This is a genomic window from Myxococcus sp. CA033 (assembly GCF_013336625.1).
GTDB lineage: Bacteria > Myxococcota > Myxococcia > Myxococcales > Myxococcaceae > Myxococcus > Myxococcus llanfairpwllgwyngyllgogerychwyrndrobwllllantysiliogogogochensis.
This window is the reverse complement of record NZ_JABUMU010000013.1, coordinates 251,803-270,388: the sequence shown is the minus strand read 5'-3', so window position 1 is coordinate 270,388 and position 18,586 is coordinate 251,803. Positions and strand designations below refer to the sequence as shown.

The 18,586-nt window shown below is 69.6% G+C and carries 15 protein-coding genes; 6 read left to right on the top strand and 9 right to left on the bottom strand.

Annotated elements, in window-relative coordinates:
- Positions 1-188 precede the first annotated feature (188 nt).
- The 6 genes from HUA78_RS27745 to HUA78_RS27720 all read right to left on the bottom strand — a co-directional run bounded on the left by HUA78_RS27745 (position 189) and on the right by HUA78_RS27720 (position 6,701).
- A complete protein-coding gene (locus HUA78_RS27745; protein WP_174477499.1) occupies positions 189-1,760 on the bottom strand; it encodes a hypothetical protein in 1,572 nt (523 codons plus the stop codon).
- A gap of 3 nt (positions 1,761-1,763) precedes the next feature.
- Positions 1,764-2,405 (bottom strand): peptidoglycan-binding domain-containing protein, encoded by a 642-nt coding sequence (locus tag HUA78_RS27740; RefSeq protein WP_174456137.1) that lies wholly within the window; start codon positions 2,403-2,405, stop codon positions 1,764-1,766.
- A gap of 164 nt (positions 2,406-2,569) precedes the next feature.
- Positions 2,570-3,829 carry an RNA polymerase sigma factor gene (locus HUA78_RS27735; protein WP_174460469.1) on the bottom strand — a complete coding sequence of 420 codons (1,260 nt, stop codon included), beginning with the start codon at positions 3,827-3,829 and terminating at the stop codon, positions 2,570-2,572.
- Positions 3,829-4,224 carry a YciI family protein gene (locus tag HUA78_RS27730; protein WP_174477498.1) on the bottom strand — a complete coding sequence of 132 codons (396 nt, stop codon included), beginning with the start codon at positions 4,222-4,224 and terminating at the stop codon, positions 3,829-3,831. The genes HUA78_RS27735 and HUA78_RS27730 overlap by 1 nt, the downstream gene beginning before the upstream one ends.
- Before the next feature lie 197 nt (positions 4,225-4,421).
- On the bottom strand, positions 4,422-5,804 hold the full coding sequence (locus tag HUA78_RS27725; RefSeq protein WP_174456134.1) for an FAD-binding oxidoreductase: 1,383 nt from the start codon (positions 5,802-5,804) through the stop codon (positions 4,422-4,424).
- Positions 5,805-5,981: 177 nt separating this feature from the next.
- Positions 5,982-6,701, bottom strand: a complete 720-nt coding sequence (locus HUA78_RS27720; protein WP_174456133.1) for a FadR/GntR family transcriptional regulator — start codon at positions 6,699-6,701, stop codon at positions 5,982-5,984.
- 88 nt (positions 6,702-6,789) lie between these two features.
- Here HUA78_RS27720 and HUA78_RS27715 point away from each other — a divergent pair, with 88 nt between their 5' ends.
- Positions 6,790-7,353 (top strand): DJ-1/PfpI family protein, encoded by a 564-nt coding sequence (locus tag HUA78_RS27715; RefSeq protein WP_141642479.1) that lies wholly within the window; start codon positions 6,790-6,792, stop codon positions 7,351-7,353.
- Positions 7,354-7,655: 302 nt separating this feature from the next.
- Positions 7,656-9,188 carry a Fic family protein gene (locus HUA78_RS27710; protein ID WP_174460390.1) on the top strand — a complete coding sequence of 511 codons (1,533 nt, stop codon included), beginning with the start codon at positions 7,656-7,658 and terminating at the stop codon, positions 9,186-9,188.
- A gap of 58 nt (positions 9,189-9,246) precedes the next feature.
- Here the strand turns inward: HUA78_RS27710 and HUA78_RS27705 are convergent, their stop codons facing one another.
- Positions 9,247-9,561, bottom strand: a complete 315-nt coding sequence (locus tag HUA78_RS27705; RefSeq protein ID WP_174456131.1) for a hypothetical protein — start codon at positions 9,559-9,561, stop codon at positions 9,247-9,249.
- Positions 9,562-9,695: 134 nt separating this feature from the next.
- Here HUA78_RS27705 and HUA78_RS27700 point away from each other — a divergent pair, with 134 nt between their 5' ends.
- The 3 genes from HUA78_RS27700 (at position 9,696) to HUA78_RS27690 (ending at position 11,376) form a co-directional block, all read left to right on the top strand.
- Positions 9,696-10,466: a class I SAM-dependent methyltransferase gene (locus tag HUA78_RS27700; protein WP_174477497.1), complete on the top strand. Its 771-nt coding sequence runs from the start codon at positions 9,696-9,698 to the stop codon at positions 10,464-10,466.
- Positions 10,467-10,654: 188 nt separating this feature from the next.
- Positions 10,655-10,936 (top strand): hypothetical protein, encoded by a 282-nt coding sequence (locus tag HUA78_RS27695; RefSeq protein WP_141642476.1) that lies wholly within the window; start codon positions 10,655-10,657, stop codon positions 10,934-10,936.
- Between the two features lie 17 nt (positions 10,937-10,953).
- Complete coding sequence (locus HUA78_RS27690; RefSeq protein WP_174456247.1) at positions 10,954-11,376, top strand: DUF4326 domain-containing protein; 423 nt, start codon at positions 10,954-10,956, stop codon at positions 11,374-11,376.
- 13 nt (positions 11,377-11,389) lie between these two features.
- Here the strand turns inward: HUA78_RS27690 and HUA78_RS27685 are convergent, their stop codons facing one another.
- Positions 11,390-16,336, bottom strand: a complete 4,947-nt coding sequence (locus HUA78_RS27685) for a tetratricopeptide repeat protein (protein ID WP_174477496.1) — start codon at positions 16,334-16,336, stop codon at positions 11,390-11,392.
- Between the two features lie 257 nt (positions 16,337-16,593).
- Positions 16,594-17,544, bottom strand: a complete 951-nt coding sequence (locus tag HUA78_RS27680; protein WP_174477495.1) for a DUF1152 domain-containing protein — start codon at positions 17,542-17,544, stop codon at positions 16,594-16,596.
- Positions 17,545-17,623: 79 nt separating this feature from the next.
- Between HUA78_RS27680 and HUA78_RS27675 the strand changes: the two genes are divergently transcribed.
- Complete coding sequence (locus HUA78_RS27675) at positions 17,624-18,583, top strand: ornithine cyclodeaminase family protein (RefSeq protein WP_174456128.1); 960 nt, start codon at positions 17,624-17,626, stop codon at positions 18,581-18,583.
- The last annotated feature ends 3 nt before the right edge of the window (positions 18,584-18,586 follow it).

The following is an 18,586-nucleotide window of genomic DNA, read 5'->3' as shown; positions in this document are numbered from 1 at the left end:
GGGAGAACGTGAAGCGCTACGCGAAGTCGAAGGCGGTGACGGAGTACGTGGAGCTCAAGGGCCGCTCGCACTACACCGTGGCGCAGCCGGGCTGGGAGGCCGTCGCGGACCTCGCCCTCAACTGGGCCACCGAGCACGCCACCGTCCGGAGCTGAGTCGTTGTTTCGATATCGCGCAACTGGGGAGGCTCAGGACGACGCGAAGAGCGCGTCCCAGTCCGGGCCACCCAGTCGGGACACGAGCGCCTCCATGTTCGCGCGAGTCGTCTCGGCCAGCACGTAGTCGAACCTGAAGCCACAGGCTCCGAAGTCACAGGGCTCCAGGTCCTGGATTCGAGTCGGGCATCCTCGAGACCCGGTGCAGGTCGACTGGCGCGCGGGACAGAGCGCTCGCTTCGACAGCACCGCCATCCGGAGGAAGGTCTTGAAGTCCTCGGGTGAGCGGAACACCTGGCGGGCCTCGCCGCCCGGCCCTCCGACTCCGGGTGGATGGAAGCCCGCGCCACTCGTCGTGCCGAGCGTGACGAGCACGGACTCCGCCGTCAGTCGCAGCGTCCTCGGCGGAGACGACGGGGGTGTCTTGAAGACACACCGCAGGCCCGACTTCATCGGAGCCGTCTCGTCCTCCACGACTTCCAGATGAGACAGCACGTTGCCTTGTGCCGTGAAGTCCTGCGTCTCCGTCCCGTTTGCATCTTCCAAACGGAGACACCGCTCCTGTGCTTCGAGCCTCGCCTTGAACGCCTCGAAGACTGACACGGCCTGGCGCTTCCGGTGCTCGGCCACTCGCGCGGCATCGGTCCGTGACTGGGGCTCCGTCACCGACACGTCCGCATCGTTCAGCGCGGGCCCCGCCTGAGACTTCCTCGTCGCGGTGTCCTTCTCGAGGAAGCCCACTCGAATCACCTCGTCTGTTTCCTGGTCGTGTGCCGCCTGCGCGGACTTCAACAACTCAGCGATGAGGTGACGCCTTCTCACGGGTATCGCGTCCTCGGAGAGTCGCAGCACGGGCGACGCCGCATCTTCCTCATGCAGCGCGACTCGGTTGGACTGGTTCTTCTTCTCGGGAGGCGCGTCGTCAGAGCGTCTCGGTGCGGGAGAGGACTCCGCTCCCTCCTCGTGCGGTGCGATTCGGAAGTGCGCGTTGTAGAGCCCCGGCGCTATCGCGCTCAGGTGAAGGGACTTCGTTCCCCGCGCGGCCTCTTCCGGAGAGTGGCCTGTCTCCGTGCTGAGGGGGAACATCGCCACGCGCCAGTGCTTGCACTTCGGACAGGACACATCCACGCCCGGAAATGGCCAGTCCCTCGGTGGCACGTGCACGCGGTCCTCCAGCACCGCGTCCACATACGCCTGCGCGTCCTCCAGGTTCTCCTCGCGCAAGCCCTCCGCATCGAGCAGGGGCCGCTCCGCATCCACGAGCAGCGCCGGGTCATAGAGCACGAGCAGCAGGTCCTCGAACCCCGGGGCCACGCCGCGCTCCCGACGCAGTCCCACGAGCTGAAGCGCCAGGGGCGTCGTCCGCGAGAACTCCAGCGCCTCGTCACCCTTCAAGTGGAACCGTCGGTTCCCCGGGTCCGCCTTCCCCTGCCTGCGCAGGCTCGCACTCACGTACTGCCGCAGCAGTCCCACCGCGCAGTCCGTACACTGCGCTTCTCTCAGCGTCGCGTGGTGCGCCTCTCGCTCCGGCGCCGTCGCCACCGCGACCTTCTTCGGAGATTCCGCTTCCGCCCCGCCCCGCCTCTTCGCCGCCTTCGCCGTCATGCCTCAGCTCCCGTGCAACGCTTCGAGCCTTGTCGACGTCTCCGCGTCCAACCGACCCGTGACGGCCAGGCCATTGCGGTGCTGGAAGGCTCGAAGCGCGCTGCGCAGCTCCAGCGTCATCCGCCCCGTCGGCGCCAGCGCGTACCCCAGGTTGATGAGCCGGGCCTCCGCCCCCGCGACACCGTCATCCGGCACGTCGTGCATGGGACGCAGCGTGCCCAGCTCCAGCTCCCACCACTGGTCCTCACACTCCAGCTCGGCACGACTCGCGCTGAGCGGAACACGCTGCACCAGGAGGCCGTTTCCGTCCGTCTCCCCCTCCACCACCCGGGGACCGAACAACAACAGATAAGGCCTGCTCGCGAGCGGTGCGCCCACGTCGTCTCGCAACTCGAGCCGCAGATAGCGGGCACTCGCATTGACAGTGAGAGAGCGCGGCAACCCTTCACAGAGCGGCATCAACGAGGGGCGCGGCTCCGGGATGAACACCGTGTCCCCGGGATAGAGCACGCTCGGATTGGGCCGCTTGCGACGCAGCTCCGCATTGGCCGGATGCTCGTAGACCTGCCGGTAGTCCAGGATTCCGTAGCGCCGTGCGACCAGCAACATGCACTCGCCACGTCGAATGACATGGGTGGTGGACATGGTCTTCCCCCTCGTCGATGAAAGAGCCCCAACTCCCTCACCGTCCAGGAACGCTAGTCGAGGCTCCGCATTTCGCGGCATGCACCTCAGGGCATAGCGGCTTCCCCTTCCTTCCACTCGGCCGTCACCGGTTCGCCGCGCCGCGCCAGAGTGTCCGTCGCGCGCTACTTCTTCGCGTCGCTCAGCCTCGCCGCCTGTGTCAGCAGATAGTTCCGCTCCGGCAGACTCGTGGTGCGCGCCGCGGCCTTCCGGTAGTGCTCCACCGCCGCCTCGTGCTTCCCCGCTCGCTCCAACAGGTGCGCGCGGACCGCATCGAGCCGATGGCTCCCCTCCAGCCGCCCCTCCTCATCCAGCCCCTTCACCAGCACCAACCCCGCCTCCGGCCCCAGCACCATCGCCGTCGCGATGGCGTGGTTGAGCGCCACCACCGGGTTGTCGGACAGGCGCATCAACACGCCGTAGAGCGCCAGCACTTGCGGCCAGTCCGTGTCCTCCGCGCGCGCCGCTTCGTCATGCACGGCCGCGATGGCCGCCTGCACCTGGTACATCCCCAGCGAGCCCTTCGACAGCGTCGCGGAGATGAGCGCGATTCCCTCGGTAATCATCCTCGCGTCCCACAGCGTCCGGTCCTGCACGTCGAGCGGAATCAACTCACCCGCCGCCCCCGTCCTCGCCTTCCGGCGCGCGTCCGTGAGCAGCATCAACGCGAGGAGCCCCGCCACCTCGCCGTCCTCGGGCAGCAGCGTGTGCAACAAGCGCGTCAGGCGAATCGCCTCGCCCGACAGGTCCGTGCGATGCAGCTCCGGACCGGACGTCGCCGTGTAGCCCTCGTTGAAGATGAGGTAGAGCACGTGCAGCACCGTGCCCAATCGCTGCGCGGTCTCTTCCGGCGTGGGCTTCTGGAACGGCACCCCTGAGCTCTTGATGGTCTGCTTGGCGCGGCTGATTCGCTGCGCCATCGTCGATTCGGGGACGAGGAACGCCTTGGCGATTTCGGCCGTCGTCAAGCCGCCCACCGCGCGCAACGTCAGCGCAATCGCGGACGTCGTCGACAGCGCCGGGTGACAGCACATGAACAGCAACACGAGCGCATCGTCCCGCCCCAGCGCCTCGTCGCTGTCCAGCGAGAGCACGAGCTGCAGCTCCGGCGGCACCAGGCTGACGACCAGCTCCTCGCGGTGGCGACGTGCCGCCTCCGCACGCACATGGTCTGTGATGCGCCGCGAGGCGACCTGAATCAGCCACGCGCGCGGGTCGTCCGGCACGCCCTCGCGAGGCCACTGCAGGGCCGCCGCGAGCAGCGCTTCCTGGACCGCGTCCTCCGAGGCTCCGAAGTCTCGAAACCGCCGGATGACCGCGCCCAGCACCCGCGGCGCATGCTCGCGCAGCAGGTGCTCGATTTGGACGTGCTCCGCGACCCCCATCACGCGATGTCGGGAGGGGGACCGCTCATCACCTGCCGCACTTCAATCGACAGGTTGAGCGGCTTGCCACCAGGTCCGGGCGCGGCGGAGGCCTCGGCGGCGATGGCATAGGCGCGCTCGGGGTTCTCCACCTCGACAATCCAGTAGCCCGCGAGGAACTCCTTTGACTCCGGGAACACGCCATCGGTGATGGGCTTGCCATCCGCCCCGGCCCGCACGCTCTTCGCCTGGTCGGGTCCGGCGAGGCCCTCGGCGCCCAGCAGCTCGCCCGAGGCGCCGAGCTTCTTCGCGAAGCCCTTCATGAACGCGATGTGCGCCTGGAGGTCCTTCTGCGGCCAGCTGGCGACCTGGTACGCCCCGCCGGTCGGGGTGTTCATCATGAGCATGTACTTCATGGGTGGCTCCCTCTTTCTCTTGGCACCGCGCCCCTCCATTGGAGCGCGTTCATCGAAATGTCGGAGCCAGGAGCGAGGTCTCGACATCGTCGATGACGATATTCGACCGACCTCCCGGGTCGGCGAACAACCGTGCGCGATTCCACGGGAAATGCGCGGCGCGTCGAAGGCCCACGCGCCGCGCGAGGCGTGGTGATTCAGAGCACCTTGCCGGGGTTGAGGATGCCCAGTGGATCCATCGCCCCCTTGATGCGGCGGTGCAGCCGCAGCCCCTCCTCCCCCAGCTGCCGGCCCAGGAAGGGCTGCTTCAGCGCGCCCACTCCGTGCTCGCCGGTGATGGTGCCGCCCAAATCGAGCGCCGCGCCGAGGATGTCGTCGAACGCCCCGCGCGCCCGCTCCAGCGCCGCCGCGTCCTGGCGGTCGAAGACGACGGTGGGGTGCATGTTCCCATCACCCGCGTGACCGAAGGTGCCGACGAGGACACCCCGGTCGGCGGCGATGCGCTCGACGGCGGCGAACAGCTCCGGGATTCGCGACAGCGGCACGCCCACGTCATCCAGCAGCGTGGCGCCCTGCCGCTCCAGCGCCGGGTACGCGAGGCGGCGCGCGGTGAGGAGCAGCTCCCCCTCGGCTTCATCCGAGGTGTGCATGACGAAGGTCGCCCCGGTGGCCTCGCAGCAGCTCGCCATGGCCTCGATTTCCGCCACGCCCTGCTCGCCGCCCGCGTCCGAGCGCGCGAGGAGGAACGCCGCCGCGTCCACGTCCAGACCCAGGGGTTTGTAGGCCTCCACGGCGCGGCACGTGGCCTGGTCCATCAGCTCCAGCATCGACGGACGCGTGCGCGCCATGATGTCCGTGACGGCCGCGCCCGCGCTCGCGAGCGTGGGGAAGGTGGCCACCAGCGTCGTCGCCTTGGGCGGCTTGGGGCGCAGCTTGAGCGTCGCCTCGGTGATGACGCCCAGCGTGCCTTCCGAGCCGACGAACAGACGCGTCAGGTCATAGCCCGCGACGTTCTTCACCGTGCGCCCGCCTGTGCGCACCAAGGAGCCATCCGCGAGGACGACCTCGAGTCCGAGCACCGCGTCCCCCGTCACGCCGTACTTCACGCAGCACAGTCCGCCCGCGTTGGTGGCGAGGTTGCCGCCCAGGCTGGAGAACTCCCAGCTCGCCGGGTCCGGCGAGTACCAGAGCCCGTGCGCGGCGGCGGCGGCCTTCACCTCCGCGTTCAGCACACCGGGCTGCACGACGGCGAGCATCCCCTTCGCGTCGACCTCCAGCACGCGGTTCATCCGCATCAACGACAGGACGATGCACCCATCGAGCGCGTTCGCTCCGCCAGACAGCCCCGAGCCCGCGCCCCGAGGCACCACGGGGACTCGACGTGCCGAGGCGATGCGCAGCACCGCGCGCACATCCTCCGTGCACGTCGCGCGCACGAGGACCTGGGGCATGCCCGCGGGGGCCCACTCAGCCTGGTCCCTCCGGTGCGCGTCGAGCACGTCCGCGTCCGTGACGAGCGCCTCGGCGGGAAGCACCGCCGCCAACTCTCGCAGCAAGGCTCCGTTCCCACCGGTCGTCATGGGGCAACCTCCTGGAGTGGGGACGTGAGCGCGCGTCCTCGCGAGGCAATCTCGGCACTCATGAGGCTGCCCTCACGGCGATGAGTTGACTGACGCAGCGAGGTTGCCTTCCCACCGGTCGTCATGGGGCAACCGCCTGGCGCGGCGTGGGCGTGAAATCACACGCGCCCTGGCCGCTCATCGCGCGGCCTCCGCCGGCACCGAGACGGACGCGCGGTAGAACCCCACGATGTGCTCGCGCAGCAGCGCCGCCGCGCCCGCCGCGTCACCTCGCTCCACCGCGTCGAGCATCGTCGCGTGCTCATCCGCGAGCCGCTGGAGCACTCCCGGTCCCTCCGTCCCCAACGCGTCGAGCAGGTGCCTCGCCATCGCGTCGCGCAGCGCGAGCATCACCAGGTGCATGGCCCGATTGCCCGACGCCGCCACCAGCTCCACGTGGAAGCGCACGTCGGCCTCATGGAAGGACTCCGCGGTGACACCCGGCCGCCGCATCTCCTCCAGCGCCGCTCTCGCGGCCTCCAGGTGCGTCCGGTCCGCCCGCCGCGCCGCCCGCTCCAGCGCCGCCGCCTCCAATACACACCGCAGGTCGACCAGATCCTCCAGTGACGCCAGCCGCAGCCGCACCACGTGCGTCAGCGCCTCGCTCAGCAGGCCGCTCGCCGCCCGAGCCACCAGCGCCTTCCCCCGCCCCACCACCAACCCCTGCGCCTGGAGCGCCCGGAGCGCCTCGCGCACCGAGGCCCGGCTCACCCCGAACTGCTCCGCCAGCTCCCGCTCCGGGGGCAGCGCGTCCCCAGGCGGCATCCCTCCACTGAGGATGGCCTCCCGAATCCGCTCCGCCACCTGGAGATACAAGGGGTTACGAACCACCGCCTGGAACGTCCGTCCGGAAACCATGACGGACAGACTACCTGATTGACTGATGGTCAGACCAGCGGAGACGATGGAGCGGTCGTTCGTTGAGACCCCAATGGAGGTGACACCCATGGCCAAGGTCCTGATGCTCGCAGGCGACGCGGCGGAGTCCCTGGAGGTGATGTACCCGTACCAGCGACTGCTGGAGGAGGGTTACGAGGTCCACCTCGCGGCCCCGTCGAAGAAGAAGCTCCAGTTCGTGGTGCATGACTTCGTGGACGGCTTCGACACGTACACGGAGAAGCCCGGCTACACGTGGCAGGCGGACCTGGCCTTCTCCGAGGTGAAGCCGGCCGACTATGTCGCGCTCGTCATCCCCGGCGGCCGAGCCCCCGAGTACATCCGCAACGACGCCGATTGTCAGCGCATCGTCCGGCACTTCTTCGACAAGAACCAACCCGTGGCCCACATCTGCCACGGCCCGCTGCTGCTCACCGCGGCCGGCGTCCTCAAGGGCCGCAAGAGCGCCGCGTACCCCGCACTGAAGCTCGACGTGCGGGACGCCGGCGCGGAGTTCATCGACTCCGCCGCCGTCGTCGACGGGAACATGGTCTCCGCCCGCGCCTGGCCGGACCATCCGGCCTGGATGCGCGAGTTCATGAAGATTCTGCGCGCCAAGGCCCCCGCGGCCTGATCCGCCGTCCACGCGTGGCCCCTGAAGCGAAGCCGCCTGGCGGGTAGCGCGTGAAGGCCTCCACAGTGGGGGCCTTCTTTGTTTGAGGAGGGCGGGTGAACCGGACACGGCCGCTCTCTCATCAAGCATCCGTCGTAATTATTTCTTGTCTGAACCGGCTTTTTCTAACGATTTCGACAGAAAATAACGCAGTCATGGGCTAAAGCCCTCGGAACTATCGAGCTCCGCAGTGCGCCTGTCCTGCAATCAAGTGCAGGCAACAGGCCCTCAAACCGAGGAGAGAGGGACAGGAGGGGTCCGCGATGTTGCCGGGAAAAGGCAGCCCCATCGGGTACGCGAAGGTCATCGCGGATCATGATCTCGAGGTGCTACCGCCCCATCAGCTTTCATCCTGCGCGGCGGTCGCGGGCAAGCAAATGCAGAGCAGCGATGGGCGCGAGTTCGTCACCTACCCGAACCCGTACAATCCAGGGCCCGCGATTTGCGACCAACTGGAGTTCGCGCTCAAACACGAAGGCATCTCCCTGGAGATTCTCGCCGCGTTGTTCCGAGCGGTGAAGCAGGGGCCTTTCGAGGACGAGCTGACCTACCACATCCAGGCACGCCCCACGGGGCAGAACACCCGGCGACTGTGGTTCCTCTATGAGTTCCTCACGGAGCGGCGTCTTCCCCTGGAGGATGTGAGCCAGGGCAACTACGTCGAACTGCTCGACCCCAAGCGCTACTACACCGCCCGGCCCATCAACAGCCGGCGACATCGCGTGCGCGACAACCTGCTGGGCGACGTGAACTTCTGTCCCTTGGTGCGGCGAACCTCCGTCCTCCAAGAGTTCGAGGCGAAACAGCTCGCGAGCGAGGCCGTGCGCATCGTGGAGTCCTACGACGAGGACGCGCTCCATCGTGCTGTCGACTACCTCTACACCAAGGAGACCCGCTCCTCTTTCGACATCGAGCGGGAGGAACCCAGCCAGAAGCGCGCCGCGCGGTTTGTCTCCCTCTTGCGTGAGATTCCCTCCTGGGACTCCCTGAGCAAGGCCGCGCTGGTCCAGATGCAGAACGTGATTGTGGAGGACCGCTTCGGGGAGCGGAGTTACCGCGCGGAGCAGAACTATGTGGGTGAGTCCGTCGGCGTGGGACTGCGTCAACACGTCCACTTCGTTCCGCCACAGCCCAAGATGGTCCCCCGACTGATGCGAGGACTGCTCTCCTCATTGGAGCGGATGACGGATTCCGCAGTGGACCCCATCGTTCATGCGGCCGCCATCTCCTTTGGCTTCGTCTTCATCCACCCCTTCGAGGATGGCAACGGACGACTCCATAGACTGCTCATCCACTACATCCTCTCCCGGGCGGAGTTCACTCCCAAGGGGCTCATCTTCCCCATCTCCGCGATCATGTTGCAGAGGCGAGGGCAGTACGACGCCTGCCTTGAGTCCTTCTCCAAACCCCTCATGAAGCTCGTCGACTACACCGTGGACGAGATGGGGCGCCTCTCCGTGAAAGGAAAGACAAGCGGCTTCTACCGCTACGTCGACTTCACGCGCATGGCGGAGGACCTCTACCGGTGGACTGAAGAAACCATCCGCACGGAGTTCCGCGACGAACTGGACTTCATCGTCCGCTACCGTGAAGCCCGCGAAAAGCTCGATGGCATCGTCGAACTGCCGGACACGGCGCGCAATCGCTTCGTCCAGTTCTGCCTCCAGAATGGAGGCCACTTGTCCAAAGGCAAGCGGACCAAATACTTCAGTGCCTTGAGTGACGACGAAGTACGGGCACTGGAGAAGGTCGTTCAGAAACACCTCATGCCTCGCACGAGGACCCGCCCGGGTTGAGCACCTGGTGAAGGTTCGCGTGCACCCCAGAGGGCATCGAGTCACTCCACCCGAACGGCTAGCGCGACTGTCCGTCGTGCTTCTGGCGATGGATGCGGCGGTTGAGCTGGTTCTGCTCGCGCTGGATGCTCGCGCGCTCCCGGACATCGAGGCGGCCGTCATCCGCTCGCGCCGCACGGATGTCCCGCCGGAGCTCGCGGTGCTGGGACTGGAGCCGCACCGCCTCGCGGCCCGTGAGTTCTCCACTCTTCACGCCCTGGACGATGCGCGCCTGCTGGCGCACCTGCCGACGGTCCGCCTTCGCCGCGCTCGCGGGCAGCGCCAACAACAACCCCAGCACCAGCGTCCCCACGGTCCACACGTTCCGCTTCATGGCTCATCTCCAGCGTCAGGCCGGTCAGGCCGGCTCATCGGGTCTGGAGGTACGAACCCGGGTCCCCGCGAAAAGTCGCGGGGCACCTCGGCACGGCCTTGCTCTCACGAGTGCTACCCTCGCCCGCCCCAGCCATGGCCGAGGACTCACCCAGCCCGCCCGCGCGGCGAGATTCGTCATCCGACGACGACCTCCACATCTCCCTCCCCCGACTCCTCGTCATCCGCGTCTGGAGCCTGGGCCTGGAAGGGGTGAACCGGCTGGGGGATTTTCTCGTGCTCGCGTGGCGCCCCCGGCTCCTGCTCGCCTGGCTGCGACTGTGGCTGCGCGAGGTGCTCGTCTCGCCCTACCGCCCGCGTCGCTCCTTCGAGTTGATCCGCGTCCTGCGCGCAAGCCACCAGGACTTCCACGAGCTGATGTACGGCGAGACGCCCGTGCACACCGCGCTGTCGCTCTTCCGGAAAGCCGGGCTGACGAAGGGCTCCCGGCTGGTGGACGTGGGCGCGGGACGCGGGCGGGCCCTGCTCGCCGCGCGCTGGCTGGGCGCGGAGGCCCTGGGCCTCGAACTGCTCGAACAACACGTCGCGCTCGCCTCGGGGCCCCTGGCCAGGACGGGCGCGGTGCTGCGGCAGGCGGACGCCACCCAGGCGGACCTTTCGCTCGGCGACGCCACCCACGTCTTCATCAACTGGACGGCCTTCTCTCCAGACACCCGGGCCCGGCTCGGCACCCGCCTGCTCGCCTGCCGCCCCGGCACCCGCGTCCTCACCGTCACCCGCCCCGTGGAGGCCAAGGGCTTCACCGTCCTCTCCCGCCACCGCGCCCTCTTCACCTGGGGCCTCGAGTCCGTGTGGATTCACGAAGTCCAAGGAGCTGGCACTGCGGGGCCCGGCGCCGCGCTTTGAGATGCAAACACTCCCTCCCCCAGCGTGAGCGCATCCGACGCAACGGTGGCTTCCGCTCGTGACGGCTCCATGCCTAGGCTCGCCGGCTCGATGCCGGTGGGACGGGTGGGCTCCTCCGGCCCCTTCCCCTCACCGAATGAATCAAGTCCCCAGGCCCTCGGGCCCGGGGCACAGAGGAGCAGACTCACATGAAGGCATGGATGGCCGTGGCGATGCTGGCGGTGGTTCCCCTCGTCGGATGCGGTGGTTCGCGCGAGCTGAACCGCGCGAAAGTCGAAGTGAACGTGCTGCGCAAGGACAAGGAGACGCTGAGCGCGGAGAACGAGGCGCTCAAGACGAAGGTCGGCGAGTTGGAGGGTGAGCTGGCCAACGTGTCGAAGGAGCGCGACGAGCTGAAGGTCGCCGCCGAGCAGGCCGCGGCCGCCGCCCCCGCCGCCGTCCCCGCGTCCGGCAAGAAGCGCAAGAAGTAGCCCTGAAGGTGATGCCGATGACCGGGACGCGCACCACGGCGGTCCATGTGCACGAAGGCTGTGACGTGTACGTGGGCCGGGCCTTCCGCGCGTGGGCGAAGCCGAGCCCCACCAACCCCGTGCCCGGTCGTTTCGGCAACCCGTTCAAACCCGGAGGCGTCGGCACTCCGGGCGCCATGCTGAAGAAGTACTTCGTCCCCTGGCTCGGCGCGCTGCCGGAGACCGAGCAGCAGCAGGTCCGCGAAGAGGCCCTGCGTCGCATGGGCCCGGACGTGGACGCGTTCGAGTCCTTCCGCTGGTACCTGGACTTGCGCACCCGTCACGACGCCGCCTGGCGCGAGGACGTGCTCGCGCTGCGGGGCCAGCGGCTGGGCTGCTGGTGCAAGCCCGGCCCTTGTCACGCCGACGTGCTGGTGTCCTGGCTGGACTCGCGGCGCTGACGGCCAGAGGCACTCAGAACAAAGAGCGCAGCCACGCGCGCCAGCCCACCACCGCGCGCACCCGGGCCACCGCGTCGCGATGCGCCCTGCGCGCCAACGCATGCGAGTGGAAGCCCTCCATGCCCTGCTCGGCCATAGCCAACGCAGCGCGCGCCGCGCGGGCCCCCGACTTCCGCGCGGTTTGCACCGTCCTGGCCAGCCCGAGGGCGAGCTTGAGCAGGCCATCCGTGGGCACGTGCGTCACGTCCAGCAGCGCCGCGTCCAACAAGGCTTCGGGGTCATCCCGCAGCGACGTGAAGAAGGCATGCCACACCTTCATGTGCCCGCTCGTGGGCTCCTCCGGCAGCGCCAATCCCAAAGCCAGTGCCGCCTCGGCGTCCTCGCGGCGTCCGTGCTCGTAGCAGGCCACCAGCACGTTCATCATCATCCAGGGACGCAGCTCGTCGGCGGGCTGCTCGCGCCAGTCGCGCAGCCAACGCCATGCCCGCGCCCGGCGCTGCTGCTTCATCAGCGCATAACCCACGGCGCCCCAGGTTCGCGAATGCGAGCGCAGCGGGGTTGCGTACAGGAAGACGAACAGCGCCAGCAGGACGGTGCGCCCCAGCTCACCCAGTCGCTCCACGTACACCGCCAGGGCCTCGACGCCCACGGCGCTCTCCGAGGCCAGCGTGTGCAGTCTTCCCCACACCCTCCAGGTCCACGTCCGCTCCGCGTGCTGGAGACTCCAGGCTCGCGCGAGCACCTCCGAGGTCTCGCCTCCACGCGCCGCCATCGCCGCGTCCACCGCGCGCTCCATCACCGAGCCCCAGCCTCGTGAGCGCATGGCCTCCGTGCAGCGCTCCATCGCCCAGGTGCTGTCCCCCACCACCGCCAACGTCTGCTCCACATGGCGCGCGGCCGCCTTCGCGTCGCCCCGGGCACACGCCAGCCGCACCTCGCGCGCGGCCACCAACACTTCCGGGGCATGTCCCCGCGCCGCCTCCAGCGCCCGCGCCGCCTCGTCCAGCTGGCCCTGCTCCAGTCGCACGTCGAAGAGGTGCGTCGCGGCATAGGCGTAGTCCGGCGCCAGCTCCAGCGCGCGCTCCCATCCGGCGATGGCGCTCTTCAAATCGCCCGCCTTCGCGCGCACGTCGGCCAGCCGCGCGTGCGCCACCGGGTCCTCGGGGCCCAGCTCCACCAGTGCCTCCCGCGCCTTCGTGAGGAGGGCGTCGTCCTCGAGCGACTGCGCCCACTCGCCCAGCGTCTGCCAACCCCAGCCGTAGCGAGGCGCCTCCGCGAGCACGGCCTCCATCGCCGTCACCGCGTCACGCTGCGCGCCCTTCTCGAAGAGCACCCACGCGGCCCGGCCACGCAGCGCCAAGGGAGGCTCGCCGCCGTAGGCCGCCGGAGCGCAGGCCGCCAGCGCATCGTCCAGTCGCCCCGCCTCGACGAGCATCCGTGCCCGCGCGTCGTGCGCGTCATCCATGCGAGGGGAAGACTCCAGCGCTCCGTCGAGCAGCGCCAATCGCTCCTCGCGCGTGGCCTCCCCTGCTTCCTCCAGCAGCTCCGCGAGCGCCAGCCGCGCCATGGGGTCCGGCAGGGGGCCCTCGCAGAGCTCCCGCGCGAAGGCCACCGCGTCCGCCTGCCGCTCCAGTTCCTCCGACCACTCCTGCAGCCGCGCCCAGCCCCACCCGTACGTCGGGTCCAACCGCAGCGATTCGAAGAGGCGCTCCAGCGCCAGGTCATGCTCCTCCGAGCGCCACAGCAGGTCCGCCAGGAACCCCCGCGTCATGCCATCACGCGGATTCTCGCGGCCCACGCGCTCCAGCACCTCGCGCGCCTGGGCCACCTCGCCCACGCGCTCCAGCAGCTCCGACAGCTCGCACGCCGGACGCGTCCAGCCCGGCGAGTGCCGACACGCCGCCTCCAGCGCCTCACGCTCACCCGCGTCGTCCTCGCGTGCCCGGTGGACCAGCGCGCGCTCCAGCCACACCGGCGCCAGCATCGCGAAGCGCGTGGTGGCCTGCTCCGCCACGCGCGCCGCCTCGTCCAGGTCCCGCGCGCGCAGCAACTGACGCAGCCGCGCCACCCACGCCTCCCAGCAGTCGGGGTGGCGCTGGAGCAGGCCCTCCAGACAGGCCCCCAGCTCCTCGGTCGACAGCACGTCGCCCGCCACCTTCTCGAAGGCCAGCACCGAGTCATCGAGCTGCGCCATGCCCTCCAGCGACTCGCGCACGAAGGCCAGCGAGGCTCGCCGCGCCTCGGGCGTCGTCGCCAGTGCCATCAGCGCGTGCATCCCGGGCCGGGAGGGTTGAATCCTCAGGGACTCGCGGTAGGCGACCTCCGCCTCGGCGTTGCGTCCACACGCCTCCAGAATCTGTCCTCGGCAGTAGTGCAGCGACGGGTGGCGCGGCTCCAGCGCCTCCGCGCGCACCAGCTCCTCCAGCGCCTCCTCGCGGCGTCCCTGGTCCGACAACATCGACGCGCGCTCGCGCCGGGCCCACGCGTCCTCCGGGTGCGCGGACAGGAAGGCCTCCAGTGCATCGAAGGCCGCCGACGGCGCGTGCTCCCGAGTCCACGCGACGCGCAGTTGCAGCAGGCCCGCGTGAAGAGGGAAGCGCGCGCACACCGCATCCAGGTGCGCCTTCGCCTCCGGAGCACGGCCCAGGTCGGTGAGCAACCGCACCCGCTCCCGGTGCGCATCCGAGGGCAGCGGCTCGCGTGCGAGCACCTGCTCCCAATGCCCCAGCGACACCGCGAGCTCTCCGCGCGCGGACGAAAGGATGGCGGCGGCACGGTGCCACGCCACGTCCCGCACCCGGCCCTCCGCCGAGCGCAGGTGACGCGACGCCGCCTCCTCGTTGCCCAGGCGCGAGTGCATCTCCGCGGCGAAGAGGGCCAGCTCTCCATCCTCGGGCCGCAGCGAGCACGCCTGCTCCAGCAACTCGAGCGCCTCCAGCGGCCGGCTCAGCTCCTCCAGCGCGCGGCACAGCGTGCGCGCGGGCGCGGCGTTGCGCGCACCGAAGCGCTGGAAGCGGTCCGTCACGAAGTCCAGCGCGCGCGCCGTCTCTCCTCGCGCCTGGGCCGCCACGAAATAGCTCCAGGCATACCCTTCACTCAGCTTCTCCAGGCACGCCGCCGCGCGGTACAGCCGCAGCGCCTGGTCCCGACGGAGCTGGGAGTCACGCAGCTGTGCCAGCGAGCGATACGTGGGCGCGAAGGTGGGGTGCATGCGCAAGGTGCGAGCCAGCAGTCGCTCCGCCTCGGCCTCCTCGCGCGCGTCTGTCATCAGCTCGGCCGCCAGCGCATGCCACAGGATGGGGTGCGCCTTCTTCTCCCGAGCGCGCTCGCGCAGCACGCCAAGCAGCTCCTCGCGGCGGCCCAGTTCGTTCAGGCAGCCCAGCCACGACATCAGGTAGTTGAGGTTGTCGGGGTACGCCTCGCGCAGCCCGCTCAGCGCCGCCAGCGCGTCCAGCGTGCTGTCGTCGTAGCCGGCCAGCGCGCGCTTCGCCTGCCACGTCAGCCGGTGCCCGGGCGCGTCGCGCTCCATCGACTCCAGCACGCCCGTCGCCGCCGTCCGGTCATTCGCCACCAGCGCCGCGTCCATCTGGTGGAGCGCGTCGTACAGCGAGGCCTCCGGCAGCTCCACCGCGTCCAGCCGCGCGGTCTGCGCCACGGGCACCAGCGCCATGCCGCGCGGGCCGCAGGAGGCGTAGTGCGCCAGCGCCTTCTCCGTGTCGAACTCCACGAGGTGGCGCGTGGACGGGTCTCTCACCAGCAGCGTGCCCCGGCGCTCGTCGTAGCCCACCACGGCCTGCAGGTGGCTGTTGCCCGGCTCCTGCGTGGTGAGCGTGAAGGCGATGCCCTGGTCCAGGAGCGCGCGGGCGCTGTCCCAGGTGACGCGGAACTCGCGCACGTGCCAGCCCGTGGTCGCCGCCCAGTGGCGCTCCTGGTACGCGGGCGTCCCGTCGTAGCAGATGGACTCCGCCACCTGCAGGTGCTCCACCGGCACGTCCCACAGCGCCGCCACCGAGGCCAACGTCGCGGGCGCACACGTCTTGTGATGCTGCCGCACGAAGCGCACGGGCAACAGCCGCCGACGGCCCTCCGTGCTCGCCGCCATCCGCTCCGCCACCTGGGCGTGGAAGGGAGAGCCACTCAATTGGGCCAGGTCGATGGCCCGTTGCACATCCCCGCGCAGGTAGGCCGTGTCCGAGCACATGGACATCAGCATCGAGAAGTTCTTCGACTCCAGCCTCGGCGCCAGCAGCAACGCGCGCTCCCAGCTCGCCCAGGCATCGTCGTACAGGCCCAGCTCTTCCTGGAGCCGCGCGAGCTGTCCCGACACCGCCGAGCACTCCAGCCGCTGTGACGCCGTCGACAGCAACTCCAGCGCCTCCGCGTCCTGCCCCAGGTGGGTGAGGAGGCTCCCCGCCGAGTGCACGGCCGGGCGATAGAAGGGGTGCAGCGAGAGCGAATACCGCACCGCCTCGAGCGCCTCTTCACGCCGGTCCTGTTCCTCCAGGAGCGATGCGCGCACCACGTGGACCCAGGGATGTTCGGGGACGAGGGTGAGCGCTTCCTTCACCCAGCGCTCGGCGTCCTCGAAGTCGCGCAGGACGACGAGCGCCTCCGCGCGGGCGAGCAGCAGATCCGCGCGCTGCTCCAGCGAAGCGGACTCCAGGTCCACCGCGCCCTCCAGGAAGTCCAGCACGGCCAGCGGGCCCTTGCGGCGCGCGAGCAGCGCCGAGAAGTAGTAGCGGGCCTCCGCGTGATTCGGCGACTCGCGGAAGGCGCGCGTCCACTGGAGACAGGCCGCGCGCGAGGCGCCGAGCTGGTGCAACAGTCGCCCCGCCAGCACCCGCGCCCGAGGCCCCGTCCACTGCTCCAGGGGCACGCCCGCTTCGGTCAGCCGGTGCGCCTGGACATAGAGGCCCTGCTCGTAGAGGTCCCGCACCCGCGCATACAGGTCGGGCGTCACGGACTCGATGGGCGGATTCGAGAGGAAGAGAGGGGCCGGCGAGAGGACGGAGGACGGAGATGGATCAGGGCGCATCGGCGGGTCAGGACGCCGCGAGGATGACCGCCTGACAGCGACCTCCCAACCCTCCCAGCGCCCTCGACATCCTAGCCCCGTCCGTCATGTCGGGGGGCATGGCCCGACCTGTCGGAAGCCATGTCGGAGGCCCCATCGCCCGAGGATTCCCTGGGAATCCAGGCGCCATCCCACACCCGACGTCACACCGGGATGTCCTTCCACGGCCGGATGGACAGCGAGGCGCGGAACGTCTCGATGATGAGGTTCATCTCCCACGGCGTGCGCGTGTCCTTCAGCGCATCCAGGTACAGACAGCGCCGCGCCACGGGCGTCAAATCGAACGCCCAGTACATGCTCATCAGCGGGTTGATCCACAGCGTGCTGCCCTGGGTGCGCTGCGTGCGATGCACGTCGCCATAGTCCCCCTCCAGCGCCGACACCACGGAGAGCGAGACGATGCTCGGCGAGCGGGACATCTGCTCACAGACGTAGCCCACGGCTTCCTTGTACAGCGCCACCTCCGGCATCGCCTCCAGGAGCGCGGTGACACCCAGGTAGCCACCCTCCTTGCTCAGCGCCGCCACCGCCTCCAGGAAGTGCGCATGGCAGACGCCATGGTGGGTATCCACCCCGAAGCCCAGGCACACCACCAGCTTGTCGCGCACCGGCAGCGCATGCACCGCCCCCAGGCTCGCGATGTCCTCCTGCGGCGTGCCCAGGCCGACCTCGTCCCCGCGCATCAGGATGTCCGTGCCCCCATCCACCAGCACCACCGCATCGAACCCCAGGTGCGCGTGCAGCGTGGCATACGCCTCCCGCAGCGGCGCCATCCCGGTCTGCTCGAAGCAATAGAGGGGCACCTGCTCACCCCGGCGCTCGAACCAGCGCGCCAGCCACCCCTCGGGGAAGTAGTACCCCCGCCCCTCGGTGGAGGCGTCCACCCGGAACACGCCGGGCACCGGCCGCGCACACTCCAGCTCCTCCAGCCGCGTGAAGCTGAGGTTCGCCAGCGTCACCTTCTTCCCCAGCGCGCGCAGCCGGAAGTACAGCGGCAGCCCGCTGAACACGTCGAAGCCACCCCCACCGCCCGCGATGAGCACGTGACGGGCCGACGCGAGCCGCTCCAACAGGGGCGAAGTGAACAAGTCCATGGGGCGAAGTCCTTTCCCGAAGCACCGCCAATACCGCGCTTACGGCGCCATCCCGGCCGCTCCGGTATATAGCGCCGCCATGTCCACCCTCATCCTCAGCGCGAAAGAGCTGCGCGGCCTCTACACCGTCGAGCTCGGCCTGGACGCCGTCGAGCGGGCCTTCCGGGCCCACGGTCGTGGCGAGTCGCTCATGCCTCCCAAGGTGTACCTCTCCCTGCCGCAGTACGACGGCGACTTCCGCGCCATGCCGGCGTTCCTCGACGGCGCCGCGGGCGTGAAGTGGGTCAACGCCCATCCCCAGAACCCCAAGAAGCACGGCCTGCCCACCGTGCGCGCCCTCTACATCCTCAGCGACCCGGACACCGCGTCCCCGCTCGCCATCCTCGACGGCACGCTGCTCACCGCCTGGCGCACCGGCGCCGCTGGCGGCGTCGCATCCAAGTTCCTCGCGAAGCCCAAGCCCCGCACCCTCGGCCTCGTCGGCTGTGGCGTGCAGGCCCGCGTCCTCATCGACGCGCACCGCGCCATCTTCGGCGAGCTGGAGCTGCTCCTGGCCGACGTCTCGGAGGTCTCCGCCAAGGCCCTCCAGGCCGAGAAGGGTGGCCGCGTGGTCAGCCTCCAGGAAGCCTCCGGCGCGGACATCGTCTGCACCTCCACGCCCTCGCGCACCCCCGTGGTGAAGCGCGAGTGGCTCAAGCCCGGCGCGCACATCAACGCGATGGGCGCGGATGCCCCCGGCAAGCAGGAGCTGGATCCGCGCATCCTCACCGAGGGCCGCGTCTTCATCGACGACACCGACCAGGCCCTCCACTCCGGCGAGGTCAACGTCCCCCTGCATGACGGCCTGCTGCGCGCCGAGCAGATCGCCGGCACCCTCGGAGAGGTCGTCGCCGGCAAGAAGCCCGGCCGCGCCGGAGACGAAGTCACCATCTTCGACTCCACCGGCCTCGCGCTCCAGGACGTCGCCCTCGCCCGCGCCCTCTACGACGTCGCGCGGACCCGAGGCGTCGGCCAGACGCTCGACATCGTCGGCGGCTGAGCC